At 32.9% G+C, this 20,186-nt stretch carries 20 protein-coding genes; 6 read left to right on the top strand and 14 right to left on the bottom strand.

All coding sequences use genetic code 11. The annotated features are described in order from the left end of the window. The first annotated feature begins 203 nt into the window (after positions 1–203). From AB4J89_RS08950 to AB4J89_RS08925, 6 genes are all read left to right on the top strand, one after another. Positions 204–1,235 (top strand): iron ABC transporter substrate-binding protein, encoded by a 1,032-nt coding sequence (locus AB4J89_RS08950; protein ID WP_088494485.1) that lies wholly within the window; start codon positions 204–206, stop codon positions 1,233–1,235. Then, positions 1,232–2,227, top strand: coding sequence for an iron ABC transporter permease (locus AB4J89_RS08945; RefSeq protein ID WP_088494484.1), 996 nt, complete (start codon positions 1,232–1,234; stop codon positions 2,225–2,227). The genes AB4J89_RS08950 and AB4J89_RS08945 overlap by 4 nt, the downstream gene beginning before the upstream one ends. Then, positions 2,227–3,021 (top strand): ABC transporter ATP-binding protein, encoded by a 795-nt coding sequence (locus AB4J89_RS08940; protein ID WP_088494483.1) that lies wholly within the window; start codon positions 2,227–2,229, stop codon positions 3,019–3,021. The genes AB4J89_RS08945 and AB4J89_RS08940 overlap by 1 nt, the downstream gene beginning before the upstream one ends. Continuing rightward, positions 3,008–3,832 carry a class I SAM-dependent methyltransferase gene (locus AB4J89_RS08935; protein WP_088494482.1) on the top strand — a complete coding sequence of 275 codons (825 nt, stop codon included), beginning with the start codon at positions 3,008–3,010 and terminating at the stop codon, positions 3,830–3,832. The genes AB4J89_RS08940 and AB4J89_RS08935 overlap by 14 nt, the downstream gene beginning before the upstream one ends. Beyond that, positions 3,829–4,677, top strand: coding sequence for a ModD protein (gene modD, locus AB4J89_RS08930; protein WP_088494481.1), 849 nt, complete (start codon positions 3,829–3,831; stop codon positions 4,675–4,677). Before AB4J89_RS08935 ends, modD begins: the two co-directional genes overlap by 4 nt. A 273-nt stretch (positions 4,678–4,950) precedes the next feature. Continuing rightward, positions 4,951–6,903 carry a TonB-dependent siderophore receptor gene (locus AB4J89_RS08925; RefSeq protein WP_102949526.1) on the top strand — a complete coding sequence of 651 codons (1,953 nt, stop codon included), beginning with the start codon at positions 4,951–4,953 and terminating at the stop codon, positions 6,901–6,903. Between the two features lie 102 nt (positions 6,904–7,005). Here the strand turns inward: AB4J89_RS08925 and AB4J89_RS08920 are convergent, their stop codons facing one another. From AB4J89_RS08920 to AB4J89_RS08855, 14 genes are all read right to left on the bottom strand, one after another. Further along, positions 7,006–8,079, bottom strand: a complete 1,074-nt coding sequence (locus AB4J89_RS08920) for an IpaD/SipD/SspD family type III secretion system needle tip protein (protein ID WP_102949456.1) — start codon at positions 8,077–8,079, stop codon at positions 7,006–7,008. A gap of 143 nt (positions 8,080–8,222) precedes the next feature. Further along, positions 8,223–9,470 carry an IpaD/SipD/SspD family type III secretion system needle tip protein gene (locus AB4J89_RS08915; protein WP_368468967.1) on the bottom strand — a complete coding sequence of 416 codons (1,248 nt, stop codon included), beginning with the start codon at positions 9,468–9,470 and terminating at the stop codon, positions 8,223–8,225. A 4-nt stretch (positions 9,471–9,474) separates the two neighbouring features. Next, positions 9,475–10,317, bottom strand: coding sequence for a type III secretion protein (locus AB4J89_RS08910; RefSeq protein ID WP_368468965.1), 843 nt, complete (start codon positions 10,315–10,317; stop codon positions 9,475–9,477). Between the two features lie 28 nt (positions 10,318–10,345). After that, positions 10,346–12,475 (bottom strand): type III secretion system translocon subunit SctE, encoded by a 2,130-nt coding sequence (sctE, locus tag AB4J89_RS08905; RefSeq protein WP_102949454.1) that lies wholly within the window; start codon positions 12,473–12,475, stop codon positions 10,346–10,348. After that, on the bottom strand, positions 12,468–12,983 hold the full coding sequence (gene sicA, locus AB4J89_RS08900; protein ID WP_088494475.1) for a type III secretion system translocator chaperone SicA: 516 nt from the start codon (positions 12,981–12,983) through the stop codon (positions 12,468–12,470). The genes sctE and sicA overlap by 8 nt, the downstream gene beginning before the upstream one ends. A 148-nt stretch (positions 12,984–13,131) precedes the next feature. Further along, positions 13,132–14,193, bottom strand: coding sequence for an EscU/YscU/HrcU family type III secretion system export apparatus switch protein (locus AB4J89_RS08895; protein ID WP_088494474.1), 1,062 nt, complete (start codon positions 14,191–14,193; stop codon positions 13,132–13,134). Continuing rightward, complete coding sequence (sctT, locus tag AB4J89_RS08890) at positions 14,186–14,959, bottom strand: type III secretion system export apparatus subunit SctT (protein WP_088494473.1); 774 nt, start codon at positions 14,957–14,959, stop codon at positions 14,186–14,188. The genes AB4J89_RS08895 and sctT overlap by 8 nt, the downstream gene beginning before the upstream one ends. Positions 14,960–14,964: 5 nt before the next feature. Continuing rightward, complete coding sequence (sctS, locus tag AB4J89_RS08885) at positions 14,965–15,219, bottom strand: type III secretion system export apparatus subunit SctS (protein WP_088494472.1); 255 nt, start codon at positions 15,217–15,219, stop codon at positions 14,965–14,967. Next, positions 15,219–15,878: an EscR/YscR/HrcR family type III secretion system export apparatus protein gene (locus tag AB4J89_RS08880; RefSeq protein WP_088494471.1), complete on the bottom strand. Its 660-nt coding sequence runs from the start codon at positions 15,876–15,878 to the stop codon at positions 15,219–15,221. The genes sctS and AB4J89_RS08880 overlap by 1 nt, the downstream gene beginning before the upstream one ends. A gap of 4 nt (positions 15,879–15,882) precedes the next feature. After that, a complete protein-coding gene (locus AB4J89_RS08875) occupies positions 15,883–16,800 on the bottom strand; it encodes a FliM/FliN family flagellar motor switch protein (RefSeq protein WP_311755247.1) in 918 nt (305 codons plus the stop codon). Next, positions 16,797–18,035, bottom strand: a complete 1,239-nt coding sequence (locus tag AB4J89_RS08870; RefSeq protein WP_368468961.1) for a hypothetical protein — start codon at positions 18,033–18,035, stop codon at positions 16,797–16,799. Before AB4J89_RS08870 ends, AB4J89_RS08875 begins: the two co-directional genes overlap by 4 nt. Next, a complete protein-coding gene (locus tag AB4J89_RS08865) occupies positions 18,013–18,477 on the bottom strand; it encodes a type III secretion protein (protein WP_088494468.1) in 465 nt (154 codons plus the stop codon). Before AB4J89_RS08865 ends, AB4J89_RS08870 begins: the two co-directional genes overlap by 23 nt. Beyond that, positions 18,461–19,762, bottom strand: coding sequence for a type III secretion system ATPase SctN (gene sctN / locus AB4J89_RS08860; protein ID WP_088494467.1), 1,302 nt, complete (start codon positions 19,760–19,762; stop codon positions 18,461–18,463). The genes AB4J89_RS08865 and sctN overlap by 17 nt, the downstream gene beginning before the upstream one ends. Positions 19,763–19,765: 3 nt before the next feature. Continuing rightward, on the bottom strand, positions 19,766–20,179 hold the full coding sequence (locus AB4J89_RS08855) for a type III secretion protein (RefSeq protein WP_088494466.1): 414 nt from the start codon (positions 20,177–20,179) through the stop codon (positions 19,766–19,768). Positions 20,180–20,186: the final 7 nt, after the last annotated feature.

The raw sequence follows: 20,186 nt of genomic DNA, 5'->3' as shown, positions 1-20,186 counted from the left end.
GTATTAATACGCGCTTTAATTTTCCAAGAACGCTGATTATAGCCCTAGGTTATACACTATTTCGAATAAAGTTTTTCAGATGTGTGCTTAGATTTGATTTTGACTGATGATCCCTTGACTTAAGCCAAAGGAAATATAGTATTCTTCGCTGTATAATAAATGAAACAACGATACCAATATAAAACAATAAATAGTGTGAACTTATGGCGATCCGTAGACGACAATTTCTAACTTACCTCACGACAATTGCGACATTATCGGCACTTCCGCATTCTGTAAGAGCAGCAATAACCTCACGTATTGCAGCACAATTCGGTCATGTTCCGGCATCAACTGCGATCCATCGCGTAATAAGTGCAGGGCCTCCGACTGATCAATTGTTACTTGCATTAGCGCCTGAAAAATTATTGGGCTTTTCCTCACTTAATTTAGAAAAAAGTCCTTTGTTTTCAGATGATCTGCGTAAATTGCCTCGTTTAGGGCGTTTATCAGGACGAGGAAGTACACTCTCTTTAGAAGCTTTACTGACGTTAGAGCCCGATATTATTATTGATAGCGGTAATGTGGATGAAACCTATCGTTCATTAGCGAAACGTGTTTCTGATCAAACCGGTGTACCTTATGTGTTAATTGATGGCACATTAAAAGATAGCCCTGCCCAATTACGTCAAACGGGAGCTTTACTCGGTGTTGCAGAAAGAGCAGAAACATTAGCGCTTATTGCAGAGCAATATCTTAGTGATGCCGCTTTGTTTGCTTCTACACAAAAAACAAACCCTCGTTTTTACCTTGCCCGTGGTGCAAAAGGGCTACAAACGGGTGCAAGAAGCTCTATTCATACCGAAGCGATTGAAACATTAGGCTTTGAAAATGTGGTAGATATTCCTGACTTCACTGGATTAACAGATGTTTCACCAGAACAACTGTTGATGTGGGACCCTGAAATTATCATCACACAAGATGAAAATGCCTATCAGCAAATTATGCAAGACTCGGTATGGAAAAGTATTCAAGCCGTTAAAAACAACAAAGTGCTACTGTTTAAAGGCTTACCATTTGGTTGGTTAGATGGTCCTCCGGGGATCAACCGTTTAATGGGAATGCGTCGCTTACAAAGCCATTTTGACGCTCGAATAGAAAAACAAGCGGCCCAAGATCTGCAAACTTACTTTGCTCATTTTTACCATACACAATTAAGTGCTGAACAATGTCAGCAATTGCTGGGGTATTCATGAGTCAATCTGTACGCATCACGCTTTTATTTGCATTATTTTCCATTGTTGCGTTAATTGCGATCACAAGTGGTAAGTATTCACTTACTACTGGTGAACTGTGGACACTGGTAAGTAATAAATTAACGGGCAATGTAGAGTATAACCGCACTGAAACTGTCTTTTGGCAAATAAGATTTCCCCGCGTTTTGGCGGCAATTTTAATTGGTGGAGGACTTGCGATTGCAGGTGCAGCTTATCAAGGCATGTTCCGCAATCCTTTGGTATCACCTGATATTCTCGGCGTTTCATCAGGTGCTGGCGTGGGTGCTGTATTAGGTATTTTTCTTGGTCAATCGATGTTATCGATCCAGCTTTTTGCCTTTGCTGGCGGTTTGGCAACAGTTGCCCTTGTCTACTTTATTGCAAGGCTTGCGAAACAACACGATCCGGTGCTTTCCCTTGTGTTAGTTGGTATTGCTATCAGTGCCTTATGTGGCTCCGTAATTTCATTAATGAAAATTCTCGCCGATCCTTATACTCAATTACCTTCCATTACCTTTTGGCTATTGGGTGGTCTTTCGACTATTACCGCTTCTGATTTAATTTCTGTTGCACCTTTAATGTTAGTCGGATTTATTCCACTGATTTTATTACGCTGGCGTATGAATATTCTCAGTTTATCTGATGAAGAAGCCAGAGCATTAGGTTTAAACGTCGAAGTCACTCGGCTTATTTTTATTTTGTCAGCCACATTAATCACCGCAAGTGCGGTTTCTATCGCGGGTATTATTGGGTGGCTAGGTTTAATTGTTCCCCACATTGCAAGACTGTTAGTGGGCGCTAACTTCAGCCAACAACTTCCCGTTTCCTTACTTGTGGGAGCCATAATGTTGTTAATTACAGATACATTAGCTCGCACAATTGCCAATATTGAACTTCCACTAGGCATTTTAACATCTGCCATTGGTGCGCCATTCTTCTTAATGTTGTTACTTAGAACGAGGAAAGGCTGATGATTATTGCTAATGCGAAGCAGCTCGCCATTGGTTATAAAGGCAAAACCTTAATTAAAGATCTCTCATTTCACATCGAACAAGGGCAAATCATCTGCTTATTAGGTGCCAATGGCTGCGGTAAAACAACGCTAATGCGAACACTATTAGGGCTAATACCTTGTATTGATGGTGAGATTAATATTGCAGGCAAAACACTAAGTGAGTGGTCACCAACAGAACTTGCAAAAGTAGTTGCCTATGTTCCTCAAGCTACACATATCCCCTTTTCTTTTAATGTCATTGATATGGTTGTGATGGGACGAGGTGCGCATCTCTCCTTTTTCTCTATGCCAAGCTCGAAAGATAAAGCGATGGCAATGGAAACCTTAGAAATGCTCTCACTTTCTCATCTTGCTCACCGAACTTTTGATACTTTAAGTGGCGGTGAAAAACAGATGGTTTTGATTGCTCGTGCTTTAGTGCAACAACCTAAGTTGCTGATCATGGATGAACCAGCAGCAAGCCTTGATTTTGGTAATCAAATCAAACTGCTTACCCAAGTTAAGGCATTAAAAGCGTTGGGGATCAGTGTTTTTATGTCGACACATCACCCTCAACATGCTGCCTCTTTAGCGGATGATGTTATTTTACTGACACCTCATACCCCTGTTTTGCAAAACAGCCCTGAAGTTTTGCTAACACCCGATAATTTAGCGCACCTTTATGGTGTACAACCAACAGATATTCAGGCGCATTTTCACGCCTACTCTGATAATAAAAATGACCATAGGCAAGAATATGAACACTATTGAAACCACGGATTTTGCTGAACTTTATAAAAACCACATGGTACAGGCTGAAAGAACCAAAAAAGAGCCTGAGCATTGGGATAAACGAGCTGAAAAAATGGCAGAAACTTGTGCCAATCCTAATGATCCTTATTTAATAAAATTTCGTGAAATGATGGATTTTACTGGCGCTGAAACTCTATTAGATGTGGGTTGTGGCCCTGGATCTATCAGTATTCATGTGGCAGATAAATTCAAAAAAACCATTGGTATTGATTACAGTACAGGTATGTTAGCGGTTGCTAAACGCAGAGCTGAACAAGCAGGTATCAACCACGCTGAATTTATAACTTGCTCATGGGAAGATAGTTGGGATGATCTTCCTCGTTGTGATATCGCGGTTGCTTCACGCTCAACATTAGTGATGGATTTACAAGCCGCACTCTTAAAACTGAATCGCCAAGCTAAATTACGTGTTTATACTACTCATACAGTTTCTCCAACCTTTGTTGACCAACGCATTATTCGCTTATTAGGTCGTGAAGTTCCTACGCTCCCAACATACATTTATGCTGTGAATATGCTAAACCAAATGGGTATTCACCCTAAAGTGGATTATATCCGTAGCCGTAATTGTCAAAGTAATTTCAATAGTCTTGAGCAATTTATTGAAGGTATTAATTTCTCCGTAGGGCCTTTAAGCGAAGACGAAATTGTACGCCTAACAAATTACTATCATGAAAGTATTGAAAAAGGCGTTTCACTGATTTCACCAACTCGTGATTGGGCAATGGTTTCTTGGGATGTCATTCCTGAAAGCGAGTTAAACCTATGATTTATTATCCTGATGCCTTTCTTGATAATTTATTGATGGAAGATATCCAATATGGCGATCTCACCAGTCGAGCTCTCAATATTAGTGATCAGCTAGGTACAATGACATTTACACGCCGTGAAGCGGGTTGTGTCAGTGGGATCATACTAGGTTGTCGTTTACTAGAAAAATTAGGATTGGTAGTAACAGCACATCGACAAGATGGTGATTTTGCTGATAAAGGTGATTGCTTAATCACCGCCGAAGGCCGTGCTGATGCACTGCACCAAGGCTGGAAAGTCGTGCAAAACGTGCTTGAGTGGAGTTGTGGCGTGAGTGACTATATGGCAAGAATGCTGGAAATCTATCACCGCTATCAACCTAAAGGGCAAATTGCGTGTACACGTAAAAATATCCCTAATACCAAATTACTGGCAACTCAAGCGGTACTTGCGGGTGGTGGTGTTATTCATCGCCAAGGCTGCTCTGAAACTATTTTACTCTTTGCTAATCATCGTCGATTTTTATCAGAGCCTGATAATTGGGCACAACATGTTAAGCAGTTGCGCCAAGCTGCGCCTGAAAAATGCATTGTTGTAGAGGCCGATGATATTGAACAAGCAAGAGAAGCGTTAAAAGCACAGCCTGATATTTTGCAGCTAGATAAATTCTCAATTGAAGATATCTCACAATTACAACAAGAAGCACCTCAAATTGCGCCTCATTGTCACTTATCTGTGGCTGGCGGTATTAATCTCAATACTATCGAGAAATATGCACAAACAGGCATTACCTTAATGGTAACGTCTGCGCCTTATTATGCACCACCGACGGATATTAAAGTTCGCCTTTATCCAAAAGGTTAAATAAAAATAATAGCTTACATGTAAGTGAGTATTTACATATTTAATCAACAATAAATAGAGACAACATCTACTCAATATGAAAGAAGTTATAACAAGGAAATGGTTGTAGTGGCATAGAGGAACATCTTTGCTGAGCTTCTTTTATATGCGTTTGTTGCTTTATTTTATAAAAAACGAGTGCTAACACATTGTTAGTGCTCCCTTTATTCATTTATTTTTACGCATATCGTTATATAAAAAATTATATATAGATTGTAAACTGGGATTGGAATGATGAAATTAAAACCTCTATGCTACTGTTTATCTCTTGCTCTACTGCCTAGTATTGCACTTGCTGACACCACTTATGGGCAATCAACACCTGATTTATTAACCGTTTGGAGTAGCCCTATCGCGGCAAACCCAGACGTGTTAACGCAAGAGCAGATGCTTGAACAAAATAAAGTGAATGCGGCACAAGCTATTGCAACATTACCCGGTGTTGTTATGCAAAAATCAGGCAACCGCAATGAATACACCATAAAAGTGCGTGGTTTTGATAGCCGTCAAGTACCTGTATTCTTTGATGGCATACCAACGTATGTTCCTTATGATGGCAACTTAGACTTAGCGCGTTTTACCACTAACGATCTAGCCAGTATTGAAGTTAACAAAGGTTATACCTCATTATTGCAAGGCCCTAACTTAATGGGTGGTGCAATTAATATCACTACAGCGACGCCGAAAAAACCATTAGAAGGAAGCATTGCTTATTCTCAAGGTTTTGCTCGTGGTGCTGATTATGCACATAACATGAGTGCCCGTTTAGGTGCACGTAATGACTTAGGCTTTATTCAAATCAGTGGTAGTCAATTAAAGCAGCGCTTTACGCCAATTCCTGGTGCTGATGAAAATAATGCAGCAGCAGGAACTCATGGACGTCGTGATAATTCAGCAACTGATGATAAACGTGGCATGATCAAAGTGGGTTGGACGCCACGCGCTTCTGATGAATATACCCTGACTTATGTAAAACAAGACGGTGAAAAAAATAGCCCACCAAATACTTCGGCTAATGCAAAAGGTAAATATAAATATTGGGCATGGCCGGATTACAACAAAGAAAGTTACTACTATAGCGGTATCACTCAAATCACTGATGGTATTAATCTGCAAAGCCGTGCATACCACGATAAATTCGAAAATACCCTCTATATGTACCCTAAAAAAGGCGATACTGCTGATTACAGCCACTATGACGACTACAGCACCGGAGCTGCATTACAGTTAGGCATTGATACACGCGAAAATGATCTACTCTCTTTTGCTGCTCACTGGAAAGATGACGTTCACCGTTCTCAGAAAGAGAAAAATGGTGATTGGATGCGTTATAAAGACAGAACATGGTCTTTAGCGACAGAATATCAATGGGCTGCCACAAATGATCTCGATTTAGTCGGTGCAATTAGTTACGACTGGCGTGATAGCGTCGATACTGATAAAGGGGCTGATGATAACAAACAAACAGCCTTTAACTGGGAAATGATGGCGAAATATTCATTAGCCAATAATGATAACGTTCGTTTCTCTGTTTCTGATCGTAGCCGTTTCCCGACACAAAAAGAGCGTTACACCACTGAAAAACCAAAAGATGGATCAAAAGGAATTATCAATCCAGATTTAGATCCTGAGCGTGCATTATCTTTCGATCTAACCTATGAAGGACACATTACGGATAAATGGGGCTACCAAACTAGCATTTACTATAACCGTGTCAGTGATGCAATTATGGCACACACTGTTTATCGTAACGGTACTGCCTTTTTCCAAAATCAAAATAGCGGACGTATTGACTATGTTGGTCTTGATTTAGGTACTAAAGGCAATGTGACAGATTGGTTAGAGCTTGGTTTAAACTACAGCTATATCCATAGTGATCCGAAACAAGTAGCACATGTTGAAGGTTTACCAAAACATAAAGCCTATATGTGGATGACGTTTATTCCTGTTGAGCAAGTTCGCTTTACGATTATGGAAGAAGCACAAGGTTGGACTTATAACCGCATTGATGAAAATGAAAAATTAGCAGGCTATGCAAAAACTGACCTTCGCTTAGATTATGACTTTGGTTACGGTGTTTCTGCAAATGCTTCTGTTAATAACCTCTTCGATAAATCTTATGAGTACACTCAAGGTTATATGGAAGACGGTCGTAATTACTGGTTAGGTGTAGAATATAAATTCTAATCTAAACCGTTATTTTTAAATTCAAGAGCTGATATTAATCATATATCAGCTCTTTTTATCCCTAAAATAATTTTATTATCCATAATATTACTCTACATAAAATTAAAGACGTAAAAATCCTTTTGCCATTTCTAATAAAGTATTCATAGTACTACTCACTATTTTAACAAAGTTATCATAGTTACTATTTGCTGAACTGTATTTTTTTGAAAGTTCATCAAGATTTGTATTTATTTTTTTCTCTAATGCATCAAGAGCCTTCTTTAAAAGATCAAATTCCGTTTGTAACATATCTTTTTTACCTAGACCATTTTCTTTTAATGATTTTAAAAAATTTTCAATAGCAGAGAGATCAATACCTGCTTCAATTTTAAAATACTCCTCCCCTGTTGAGGGATCTTTAGAGCTGCTTTCACTAAAAACAATACCTTTTATTCCTTTGAATAAATCAGCAATTTTTGCCCTTGCATTATCTAAATCGTAAAAACTTTTATAATATATTTTTTCATTATCCACGATGCGATAATAACGACCATCCTCATCTTGTAAATAAGGCATTTTAAATTCAAAAAATGTGTACCCAGTTAATTCGTTATTGCTAAAATCATTAACAATTTTATCTAATTCACCAAAAAATTTTGTCAAATCAACATTAATATAACCATCCTTTCCACCTGCTTCAGTATATTCACTTAGCTTTGATAATGCCTCTCTAAGTGCATTAACAAAATCCATATACTTAGAAAAAATATCTTTTAGCACATCCAAGTAATCGTTTTTTCCTGCAACAATAGATTGTTTTATATCATTAAATAAATCACTCAATGAATCTATAGGATAATCATCTTCCGAAGCATCACTTGGCATGGCACGAGAGATTTTATCAAAAATAGAAATCGTTTCATTAATGTCAACTAACGCTTTGTTTTTCTTTATATTATTTATTGTATCTTGTTCAGACAATACAAATTTGGACTCTTTATTCGTTATTTCTTGTGTTTTTTTATCATTATTAAAATGATCAATAAAAATATTTTTAATATTAATAACTGATAATAAAACCTCTGCTTTTTTAAAAAACTCTATTTTATTCTTACTATTTAAATCATTAACTAGTGTATTAACCCGCTGTCTATCAATAAGTTGAGTAGGAGTAAAAGAAATAAAATCCACCATAATATTAACCTTGTATTTTCATAATAAATAATAAATTACAATTATAAATTTAAAAGTTTATTAATTTATAATTAAGGTTATACATTAACATTTAGTATGCTGGGTGTTTATCTAAAACTCTATTTTCTTTTTTAGATTAAAAATCATGCGCGTAAAAAATTTTTAGCCATATCTAATAATGAATTTATTGAATTAGTAATTATTTTTATAAAGTTATCATAATTACTATTTGCTGAGCTGTATTTTTTAGATAATTCATCAAGATTTGTATTTACTTTCTTTTCTAATGCATCAATTGATTTTTTAAATAAATCAAATTCTGTTTGTAGCATATTATTAAATTTTTCTTCATCTCGTTCTTTTTTTAATCTTTTAATTTCTTCATTAGCCCTCGGCTCAAGTCCGATTTCAAATCTTTTCATTAATTCAGAATTAATAAATAGGCTATTTGCTGATAGTTCCTTACGATAACCATCAATTATGCTGTTTTTTTTACTTTCTATCTCTTCATTTGTTAATATTTTTTTATCTGGTATTTTTTCTTGAACTCTATTGATAATTTTATCAAAATCATCAAAATTAATATCAACAATAAAATCAACATTAATATCGTTATTTATTTTTGGTGAATTATCATAATTTACTACTTTAACTCCCTTAATAGTCATCAATAATTTTTCAACTGAACTTAAAGCATGATCAACCTGTGATTTATTTGAATAGCTTATTTTTTGCTTTTCTATATTTCTAATATACCCTCCATGATTATATTCAAATTTAAACTCACTTTTAAAAAAAGGTTTATTTTTGAATTTATTATGATAATCACTTCTAATTTTTTCTAGTTCATTTTTAAATTCAATAAAGTTAACAGCAATATATCCATCTTTTTTTCCGGCTTTAGTATATTTGCTCAAAGAAGACATCGCTTCTCTTAATTCTCTAACATAATCCATATAGCTAGAAAAAATATCTTTTAAAATATCTAAATAATCATTTTTACCAGCAATAATAGATTGTTTAACTTCCTGAAAAAAGTCACTTAATGAGTCCGTAGGATAACCATGACTAGAAAGTGCATTTTTTATTATTGGTGATGATTCATCCAGTAAAATGAAACACTTATTCTTTTTAATCGAACTTACATCATATTGTTCGGAGAGAGTAAAATATATTTCCCTCTCCGATTTTCCTTTTAAATTATTACAACTCAACCAGTTATTAAAATCAAAATCTTTATAATATTGTTTTATCTTTACTAGTAGGTTTTCTATTTCTTCATCAAATTTTTCTATTTTATCTTTAAAAGTGGAAATGCTATGACTGGTTGATGAAGTTGTTTTCAATTGATCAGCTATATTATACATCCCTGAATCAATAGCTTTAGACATTTTATTATCCTCTAACATTAGCTCCAATAGAAGATGCCGCATCTTGCTGAGCATGGATGATCCCTTCTATTGCTTGCAATAACGCTTTTACAACTTCGGTAATTTCACGTTGGATATCATTATTATTATTAACAACATGATTATTTATACTTGCCCTTGCTTCTAATACTTTTTGTTCACCATCAATTTTAATCCCTTGTGATTGTAATGTTTGATCTGCAACTCTTGCTAAAGGATCTGCTGTTGATGAGATTAAATTACCTTTAATAATAGTTGGGTTTGAATGACCAACTTTATCTTCCCCCATATCTTTATTTTTTCCTATACCTTTAATAGAAACAAAGGCTCCTATACCATTAATCGCCATTGAAAGACCTGCACTCGTAATCGCTGCACCAATCATAATATTAGCTTTTTTATTAAGATTATCTTTCATTTGTTCAGCCAGATTTAATTCAATATTCATCAGTATAACGCCCATTTCTCGAGATGCCTCATACTTTTTAATTAATGCTTCTGAATATTTTACAATTAAATTTATTAACTTCATTATATCTTCAGAGATAATATTAAAAGCGCCTAAATTTTCTGTTTTTATATTATCATAAATATCACTATCATTATCGACATCTAATTCTTTTAAAATCTTTTTCAAATCTAGACTATTTATTTCAGGTTTTGATAAAATAGGCTTAATATTATCCTTTACTCTTTCAACAAATTCCTTAACTATAGGCTCAAATTCTTTATTTAATTTATTTTCATAAACAATAGTTTCATTTTCGCTAGTTTTATCTACTTTATCTTTATACTGATTTAATTCGTAACGAACATTATTTATATTCATATTTACACCTCAATAAAAATAAATATTATTAAATAGATATATTTCTTACCATATCTGATTTAGCTTTACTGCTTACAGAAGATTTTTCACTCATTTCTTTTAATATTTCAGTTATAGAATCAATATTTTCATGATAACTTTCCATTATTTTATCCATTAATTTTTGAATAAGTGTTAATATTGCTTCTAATTTCTTGCTGTCAGCCATAGACTGCAAAATTTTCGCAGAAAGTATACTACTATAAATATTGACTGCATTAGTTGCCGTGGAATTAACTAATTTAGAAGTAACAACTGTTCTTTGTAAAATAACACCCGCTTTATTACCAAGATCTTTTGCTAATAATTTATTAATTTTTTCCATCGCCTCTTCGAGGGCTTGGGTAATAATTTCTTTAATCATTTTACCTAACATGGCTTCAAGATAATCATGTAATACTCTTTTTAATGTGTCTCTAACCTGTTGGTTAAATATTTTGTTGGCAACATTTGAAATACCTTTCGCTGCTGGCCCAATAATAAAACTCAATGCAATTGCGGCCACAAATAAAATAACAGTGACTAAAATTTTTAGTGCCATTTTCAATTTTTCTTGAATAGAATTTTTCATCTCTTCAATGATTTTTTTATCTACACCTAATCCTTTAAGCCCATCAATAGTGCTGTTAATTATATCCGCAAGAAAATCAACGATAGCATCGACTGCTTTCATTATGGCTTCTGAAACAGGTGCCATTATTTCATCCATAAATGACTTATCATGAATGGCTTGGTACACTTCATCAGCAACTGTTAATGCAACATCTGCAGCAAATAATACAACTGCCACTGCCATTAATGCCATTGAAGCACCTGCTGTAAAAATAGAAGCAATACCTGCGACAAGTGCAAGTAATCCACCTAATATTTTTAAGCCTATGCCAGCCCAAAATTGAATTTCCTCTTGTTTTTTAATTTGAGCTTTTTGATCTTCGATTTTATCTTTTAGCGACTTTTCGGTGACTTCCTGCATTTCCTCAAAAAGCTTTTGCTCATTTTCAGTACGCTGTAACATCACCTTTAATGTAAGCTCTCGGGTTTTAGCCAACAAAAAAGTCAATAATGCCATACCTGATAATGAGTCAGACATTATCTCTATTTCTAATGCATTCTGAGAAAAAGATAATCCTCGATAGGTTTCTTTAGCTTGTTCTAACTTTTCATTTATTGATTTATTTTCTTTTTTATCAATTAATGCCTTTAATTCATCTCTATTTGACGTGATTTTATTAATCTGTTCATTGCTCATATGAACATCAGGCATATATTTAAAAATATTATCAAAGAATTTTACTAATTGAGAATATAAATTATCTAATTTGTCTAATGAAAAATCAGAAATATCATCAGGAAGAACGAGAAATGGAAAGGCTTTTTCAAGCGCTTTCTCCATATCAGCTTTAGAATTAATTTTACCTAGAAGTAATTCTTTGATTAAAGAACTAGGTATATTTTTATTTTTTAGAAAGTCCGCTATTTCTTGTTCAGTTTTAAATTTACCATCTTTTATCTGATTATTAATTTCCATCCAATAATCAACATAAGCATCTTTGTTTTTTTTAATTTCGTCTAATATAGATTCAAATTGATCTCTTAAACCATCAATACCTTTAGATAAAATATTGAGCTTATCTAGATAATAATCAAGTTTATCAGGATCTTTAATTCTATCTAGAACATTTTTATGAATAATGTTTTGATAAGATAACTGCAAGAATAAGAAGTCATAATCTTTATTAGATTTTTTATCTTCTGGTTGAGTTGGTGCTGAAGATATAGATGATAACGATTTGTTTAACTTATCCTCGTTCATTTTATTATTTTTATTAAAAATAAGTTTACTGTTATCACTCTCACTTTTTGTTGAAAAAACATTTATATTATATTTAACATCTTCTTTAATATTAATTTTTTGATTATTCTTTTTTTGTTCGATAGGAGCACGAAGAAAAGGAATAATAAAGCTATTTTCTTTATTCTTGAGTTGTGATGCGACAAGATGCTCACTTGCCGCATTAATTTTTTGTGCTTGCTGTACGTTATCTTTAGTTACTTTTTCTACTTCTTTATAAGTAGATGGGGTAGATAACATAGCATCATTTTTACTAATTTCAATCATACTGTTCTTCCTTCTCGGTATTCAAAACAACAAGAGGAACATCTTTTAAAGATCCCAAATAAACATCAGCTCTCTCTTTTATAGAAAGATCACTGATATTTTTTGAAACCTGATCAAAGCAATATTTAGCTTTTTCTTTTTCACCTAATGATAAATTACATTGCCCTGCATAAAAAACAGGTCGATAATCATTCTTTGCATTTAGATAAGCCAATGCATAAAGATCAATTGCTGCTTGATATTGTTTTTTTAATTGTTTAACAGCTGCGAGACCCATAATATAATCAACGTTATAAAAATCATAAAGGCATAAGAATTTAAAAATAGCCTCCGCTTCATCCAGCTTTCCTTTCTGGTAAAAATCATATGCAAATGAATAAATTCCTTCCATAAATCCTTCTGGAATAGCATTCTCATCCTTGAGTGAAGCGCCGTTCTGAGCAATAGAAACAATATAGCTTGCTAATTGATCAAGTTCTTTCTCTGACATTTTTTCATATAAAGACATAGTGTTAATCCTTTCATCTATGATGAATAATTAATAATTAAATAATAATTTATTCATTGTTTAATTTCTTTAATAAAACGCACGCCCATAATTATAAATTAAATACATAATTTTTATAATTTAGGCATGAATAACTTAAGAGCAATGATTAATGATGTGTATAATCCATTTCCTCTCTTAATAGGCCTTCAATTTCTATCTTTTTAAGCCAAATAAGAATATCCATCACGTCTAATAAATCTTGATCTATCATTACGTCAAATAAATGATATTTATGATAAACTTTTCTCGCAAGTTCTGGATAACGAATAACAGGAGTGCCCACTTTTTTAGCATAGGCTTTTACTGCCAATGCTTTATCATTAATACACCTCAGTGAAACTAATGGCATAATGCCATTATCAGGATCAAAATAAATACCTACTGCAACGTGTGTTGGATTCACAATAACAGCAGATGAATCTCGGATCACTTTTTTCATCGGTTCATCAAGTAATTCTTGATGGAGTTGTCTACGTGTTGACTTTATTTCAGGATCGCCTTCCATATTCTTATTTTCTTGCTTAACTTCATGCTTTTCCATCATCATATCTTTCATAAAAATAAAGAAATCAGCAATAATATTTAAAATAAGAATAGGTATTGATAGAATAAAAAATACAAATATAAAGCTAACAACTAGCGAGCACCATTTATCAATAACAACAGGCAAACTTGAGCGATATAGTATGAATATTTCTGGGCCATGTAAAATAATAAAAATATAACAAGTTACTAAAAATATAATTATAAATAATAATGTTTTTAAAAAGTCTTTTATTGTTCTTATGCTAAATATTTTTTTAAATCCAGAAATAGGATTAATATGATTAAGGTCTATTTTAATTGCTTCCGTAGCAAGTTTAAAACGTGAACTAAATAAAGAAGGAATAGCACCAGATAAAAAGGTAACAATCAGTATAGGCAGAATAATATCAAAAAATAATTTTGAAATAACATCAACATAGCTTTTTAAGGTAATATTGGTTGGATGAAGCAAAAGAGATTGATAAAAGCGACTAAATTCATCTAAATCAACTTGATGGAATAAATACATAACTCCAATAAGATAAACAAGCCCTGATGTTAACTCCTTACTCTTGAAACTTTGTCCTTTCTTTGCAGAGTCATCAAGTTTTTTCTGTGTTGGTTTTTCTGTTTTTTCAGCCACGATAAATACTCATAAAAATAGTATAAAAGTATCTATTATTAAAAAATTCATATAACTCTGAAGTCATTACAGAAGCGAAGAAAAAAAGCAGTGAAATAAATGCAATAATACCTTTTATACATAATGATAGAGAAAACGCATTCAATTGAGGACAAAATAGAGAATAAACGCCTAATGCCACTTCACTTAAAAACATAATAATCAAGACGGGTGATACTAAAACAATAGCAGTACGGATCATGCCATTAAGCCAATGACCAATAAACGAATAACCAATCTCTTTATTAAAATAGCCGATGGGAAATACATCATAGCTATCCTTTATGGTACTCATTAACGAGGTTAATCCTCCTGCTGATAAAAAATAAGCCGCACAAAATAACCCTGTTAATGAAGCAAACTCAGAAGATTCAATTCCTGTTGTTGGATTAATGGTATCCCCAATACTTGCCCCTCTCTGATTATCAACAAATTCACCAAAAGCAGAAGCAATCCAAAAAGGAGTAGCAAAAAGAAGTCCAATTAAAACACCAAGAATTAACTCACTTAGAATTATTATTTCCCATGTATTTCTTATTTCATCAGTAATTAAAATGCTTGGTTTTATTCCCATAGCAATATAAAAAATAATGACGTATTTTAATAGTTGACTATTTAATACTCGGCTATTTAAGAAGGGTATAAAAAGAAAAATTGGAAATAATCTTGCAACAAGTAAAAAAAGATCAATTAAATAAAGCTGTATATACCCTTGCAGTATTAACATTTTATTTATCCTGCTAATCCTAATGTCATCATCTCTTTGGCATACACTAATATTTTATCACCCATCCAACCCATCATGACTAGCAAGCAAACAAAAACACCTACTAGTTTTACACCAAAAGGCAATGTTTGCTCCTGTACTTGAGTGATGGTTTGTAAAAGACCAATTGCCAATCCAATAAATGTTGCTATAGCAATAGGTGCAGCTGAAAGTAATATCACTAAATAAACGGCTTTATTCGCCGCATAAACCATATCCATTACCTTACCGCCATGAGATCAAGATATTGATTAATTAATCCCTTAGCGAGAAGAGTCCAACCATCCATAGCAATAAATAAAATTAATTTCAAAGGTACTGATAATGTAATTGGGCTCATCATCATCATACCTAAAGCTAACAAAATACAAGAAACGACTAAATCAATAACAATAAAAGGTAAATAAAGATAAAAACCAATAATAAAAGCAGATTTTATTTCACTTAACGCATAGGCAGGAAGTAATGATAATAAAGAATTTTCTATATTCTCTTTATCTCCGTAACTATCCGGTCGATTACCTTGTGCTTGTTCAAAAAAATCTAATAATTCAGGCTCAGAATATTTGTACAAATATCGCTTATATTCCCCTAATGCATCATCTGAAAATCGTTCAAGCGAATCAGAAGAAGTAACATCAATTGGGTTTTCAATAAGATACTGATAGGTATTTTTTGCAATAGGGGTCATAACAAATAAAGCCATCATCAATGCAATCGCATTAAGCACCATATTAGAAGGTACTTGTTGAACACCTAACGCATTACGAGTCATAACCAGCACAATAGAAAATTTTAAATAGCAAGTCCCCGCCGCAATAATAAAAGGTGCTAATGTGGCTAATGCTAGTGTTAAAATGAGTGTTGTTGAGCTTTCCATATCTTTATTCTTGCTGTAAATAAGCGTGTTGTATTTCAACAGCTAATCGCTCACCAATTTTAATTAACTCTCCTTGAGCAATAGCGACACCATTAGCAATTAATGTAATATGGCGTAGTGCATTATCTGGTAAAGAAATTTGTTGTCCAGGTGATAACTCTTCGATTTCTTCAAGTAACAGAGCCTTACTTGCAAGTAAAAAAGAGAGTGTAACGGGAATAGATTGGATCGCTTTTAGCTCTATTTTTTTCTGTAATGTAATTTCTGTTTCTTCAGCTAACTCTTCATGTTCTGTTTTATTAGTAAATAGCTCTTCATCTAAAACCACTGCATTTTCTCCTTCTTGCCACTGATAACGCATCCATTTTTTTTCGCCAATAATGAGTGAAAAATCTACGCTATCAATCAACACAATATCGCCCAAAGAGAGCGTTTTTAATAATGAAGATGACATTGTACTTTTGCCAAATTGAAATTGAGCAATAGCACTAATTTTATTTTTTGATGACAATTTCCATTCATAATATTTCTCAAAAGAACAAATAAATATGTCACCAATTTCAGTATTAATAACAGGGTAGCTAAAATTTTCTTGCTCTCCTAAACAGATATTATCAACGATTAATGGCACGGGTTCTTTCGAAAAAGGAAACAATATTTGTGAACATTTTTGAGAGAAAAGTGTGTGAAGATAAGTTTCAGGAACAAGCTCCCAATCTATTTTTTTCTCCGGGTAGATTTTATCCATTACTTGGCCAACTTCGACAATGCCTGTAAATGAACCTAATGTATTATTACCCTTTATCTTAAAATAATGAGCCGAAGAGATAGGTAACTGAGATGTATATAAAGATGATAATATATCCATTGAATAACTATCTTCTTTATTATTAATACTATTTCTAGGATCTAATCTTATCATTTTTCATCTTCTTTATTTTCAGAAGAAGGATCTATCGCATTAATATGCCAATGGCTATTCTCATTCCCTGATGAAAGCGATAACCGTCCTTGATATTGACTAATACCGTCTAAAGAAGACTGATAAACTCGCCCAGTAGAAGCAATTAGCTGGATCTTTTTATCGGTATCAAAGTTCACCTTCATTTGATGAAGTTCGCTTCCCCATTTTTTAAAAACATAGGTAATACTAGGTGGCTGAGACAAAGTGGATACTTTTTTATAGAGAACACTAAAGGCTGGTATATCAAGTATTTTTCTATCAGGTAATGGTTCTGATGACATTTGTTGAGATTCTGGCTTTATACTATTAAATTGGGGTATTTCATTGATATCTCTTTTTATTTTTTCTTTATGTAGACTTTCTATATTTGATTTTTTATTTTCACTATTCATAAAAATAGTATTTTTATTTATCTCTTTATTATTTGAATGAGCTATTTTTTCAGATATTTCATCATGTTCAATAACTATATGCTTATTAACATTTAACTTATTTTCTTCATTTTTTAATACAATATTATTTTCAAACCCCTTTGTTTTTAATTCATAATTATAGTTTTTAATTCCAACATTTTCTTTAATGTTATTAATGTAATTTTTTCTTTCTAATTTTTGATTTGGTTTATCTTTATTTAATTCATCATTTAGACCATTAATATTTTCATTTACTGTTTTTTTATTATTAGAAATATCAATATTTCCGTCTCTCTTTAGCTCTGAAGTAGTTGCTAGCTTTAGAGAGTTTTTAATGATCGCCTCATTATGATTATTACTTTTATTAACTAAATAACTCAATAAATCTTTTTTTTCTATTTTATTTTCTTTTGAAAAAGAGCAAATTTGTGAATATATTTTTCTTTGAGTTAATAATAACCCCTCTATATTTGAATAGTCATTTTTTTCATCTTTATCATCTAATTCGCCAACTGGTTTATCAGATTTTATTTTTATATTTAATTTTAAACTATCTTTTAATTCAATAACGTCCTTACAATCAAGATTATAGAAATCATTTAATTTTTGTTTTATTTTACTGAATTCTTCAGATGATAATCGATCTTTCTCGATATCTAATAATCCAATGTCTTTAGAAAATGATGATGATTTTTTAGAAAAAACAGTTTTATTTTCGCTATTTTGCTCATTGATTAAATTTTTATTTAATCTTAAATTATCTGTCTTTATGGACATCATATAACACCATCTCCTGAATTTCATTTTGTTCTAATCTTTCAATATATAACTCTTTTTCTAGTGCTTTTCTTTCAAAATAAAGCTTCATTTTATTTTGTTTTTTAATCACATCATTTCTTTCTTGTTGTAATTTTAGGCTGCCTTTTTTTAATTTTTCAATTTGATATTCAATTTCCTTTAATTGAGTAGTGATAATATTCAATGATGCTAAAACAATAGCTTGTTTTCGTTTTTGTTTGTTTAAAGAAATAAAAGAATAGAGCCCCGCTTTTTCATACATGGGTACCTCATTTTTTAATGCTGAAGCTAATAATATCTGTTCTCTTTGCTTACTTTCTGCCTCTGCCATTAACTGTTGATATTTGTGCTGCTCTTTTTCTATTCTTTGCTGGCGTTTAGCTATCGCCTTTATCAATTTTTGTTGATTAAGAGGTAAGCGCATAAAGTTGCTTTAATGTTTGCTGAAATACTACTTTTTCTTTAAATGATTGAACAAGAAAAGCTTCTATTGCAGGTTGTGTATTTACTGCATGATCATTTAATTTATTCTCACCAGCATGATATTCACCCAATTCTTGTAATAACTTAATATCCTGCAAACGCATCAATATTTGTCTTATTTTTAATGCCGCCTTCTGTTGCTCAATACTGGTAACTTGCTGAAAAACACGGCTTACACTTCCTAAAATATCAATCGCAGGGTAATGACCTGAAGCCGCTATTTTTCGTGAAAGATAAATATGCCCATCTAAAATAGAACGGATCTCTTCCCCTATGGCATCAGGTTCATCATCGCTTTCAAGCAGAACAGTATAAAAAGCCGTGATCGATCCTTTATCAGTGACTCCTGGGCGTTCTAAAATCGCGGGTAATTTATCAAAAACAGAAGCGGGATAACCTTTTCGAACTGGAAGCTCCCCCGCTGTCAATGCAACATCTCTTAATGCTCTACAATAACGAGTCATAGAATCAATAAATAACACAACATTCTTACCTTGTTGTCTGAAATATTCCGCAACGGTAGTGGCAACTAATGCTGCATTACAGCGTTCGATGGCGGGTTGATCAGAAGTCGAACATATTAATACTGTTTTTTCACACCGCTTATCTTGTTTTAGCTCTTCAACAAATTCGGTTACTTCACGTCCTCTTTCGCCAATTAATCCAATAACAAAAATATCCGCCTGAGAAAAACGGATAAACATATTCATCAACATGGTTTTACCCGTTCCTGCACTGGCAAAAATCCCTATTCGCTGTCCCAGTCCACAACTTAATAACCCATCAACTGCACGAACACCAGATTCAAATATTTCCGTAATCGGGCGTCTTTCATTAAATGAGGGAGGATGACCATCAATAGGTAAATATGAATAGAAATTTTCTTCTACCATTTTTTTATCACTAAAATGTAATAAATAATTACCTTTAATATCAATCATACTCCCTAAAATATTGGGGCTTAAAGCAACAGAAAAAGCATTGCCGGTAGGTACTACGATTATTTGCAAAGAATAACCTTGTGAGCTCCCCATCATACTTAAAATCGTAATACCATTGCGAAAACCAATCACAATCGCTTCACCAATAATTTGTCCATTAATTACAGAGTCTTTTAATAGGCAAATTTCTCCAATAAATACACCCTGCAACATCACTTCAAGAATATTGCCTTGTATTCGTATAGGATGAGCAGCATGATGAAATATTGAAAGCACGTTATTCATTTTTTAATTGATAAATTGTTGGTGAATACTATTCATCATTTGAAAATATTCATCTATTGCTTTTGCCATTGATTCGCCGTTTTGCAAAGCAATCGGCATAAATGAAGCTCGTAACTCTAATTCAGATTCTACTTTCACTAAAGCAGGCTGACCTGGATAAAAACTTTCTGTTTGATTATTAATATTATTTAATAATAATGAAGTACTTGTTTGTGATAATAAGTTTTCATTATATTCACCCAGTACAGACCAGATCATAGGAACTTCATCAACAACTAATAAATTTATATCCGGCATATCTCCTAAGCTAATTGTTATTGTTGAATGATTATCAACAGATTTTCCTTCAGAGAATAAATCGTTTCTTCCAATTACATTCATAGCATCCATAATTAAACTCGCCAGATCAAAAGACATAATTTCT

Source organism: Proteus sp. STS61-E, assembly GCF_040932335.1.
Lineage (GTDB): Bacteria > Pseudomonadota > Gammaproteobacteria > Enterobacterales > Enterobacteriaceae > Proteus > Proteus mirabilis_B.
Note: the sequence above shows the minus strand (reverse complement) of the source record. Positions and strands in the feature narration are given on the sequence as shown.

What these genes read in the sequence shown, in the direction of transcription:
- AB4J89_RS08945 (WP_088494484.1), top strand. Translation starts at nt 1,232, where the DNA reads ATGAGTCAATCTGTACGCATCACGCTTTTATTTGCATTATTTTCCATT.
- sctT (WP_088494473.1), bottom strand. Translation starts at nt 14,959, where the DNA reads ATGTTAATACTGCAAGGGTATATACAGCTTTATTTAATTGATCTTTTT.
- AB4J89_RS08865 (WP_088494468.1), bottom strand. Translation starts at nt 18,477, where the DNA reads ATGCGCTTACCTCTTAATCAACAAAAATTGATAAAGGCGATAGCTAAA.
- sctS (WP_088494472.1), bottom strand. Translation starts at nt 15,219, where the DNA reads ATGGATATGGTTTATGCGGCGAATAAAGCCGTTTATTTAGTGATATTA.
- AB4J89_RS08940 (WP_088494483.1), top strand. Translation starts at nt 2,227, where the DNA reads ATGATTATTGCTAATGCGAAGCAGCTCGCCATTGGTTATAAAGGCAAA.
- AB4J89_RS08880 (WP_088494471.1), bottom strand. Translation starts at nt 15,878, where the DNA reads ATGGAAAGCTCAACAACACTCATTTTAACACTAGCATTAGCCACATTA.
- sctE (WP_102949454.1), bottom strand. Translation starts at nt 12,475, where the DNA reads ATGATTGAAATTAGTAAAAATGATGCTATGTTATCTACCCCATCTACT.
- AB4J89_RS08920 (WP_102949456.1), bottom strand. Translation starts at nt 8,079, where the DNA reads ATGGTGGATTTTATTTCTTTTACTCCTACTCAACTTATTGATAGACAG.
- modD (WP_088494481.1), top strand. Translation starts at nt 3,829, where the DNA reads ATGATTTATTATCCTGATGCCTTTCTTGATAATTTATTGATGGAAGAT.
- AB4J89_RS08935 (WP_088494482.1), top strand. Translation starts at nt 3,008, where the DNA reads ATGAACACTATTGAAACCACGGATTTTGCTGAACTTTATAAAAACCAC.
- AB4J89_RS08910 (WP_368468965.1), bottom strand. Translation starts at nt 10,317, where the DNA reads ATGAATATAAATAATGTTCGTTACGAATTAAATCAGTATAAAGATAAA.
- AB4J89_RS08870 (WP_368468961.1), bottom strand. Translation starts at nt 18,035, where the DNA reads ATGATGTCCATAAAGACAGATAATTTAAGATTAAATAAAAATTTAATC.
- AB4J89_RS08875 (WP_311755247.1), bottom strand. Translation starts at nt 16,800, where the DNA reads ATGATAAGATTAGATCCTAGAAATAGTATTAATAATAAAGAAGATAGT.
- sctN (WP_088494467.1), bottom strand. Translation starts at nt 19,762, where the DNA reads ATGAATAACGTGCTTTCAATATTTCATCATGCTGCTCATCCTATACGA.
- AB4J89_RS08950 (WP_088494485.1), top strand. Translation starts at nt 204, where the DNA reads ATGGCGATCCGTAGACGACAATTTCTAACTTACCTCACGACAATTGCG.
- AB4J89_RS08855 (WP_088494466.1), bottom strand. Translation starts at nt 20,179, where the DNA reads ATGTCTTTTGATCTGGCGAGTTTAATTATGGATGCTATGAATGTAATT.
- sicA (WP_088494475.1), bottom strand. Translation starts at nt 12,983, where the DNA reads ATGTCTTTATATGAAAAAATGTCAGAGAAAGAACTTGATCAATTAGCA.
- AB4J89_RS08915 (WP_368468967.1), bottom strand. Translation starts at nt 9,470, where the DNA reads ATGTCTAAAGCTATTGATTCAGGGATGTATAATATAGCTGATCAATTG.
- AB4J89_RS08925 (WP_102949526.1), top strand. Translation starts at nt 4,951, where the DNA reads ATGAAATTAAAACCTCTATGCTACTGTTTATCTCTTGCTCTACTGCCT.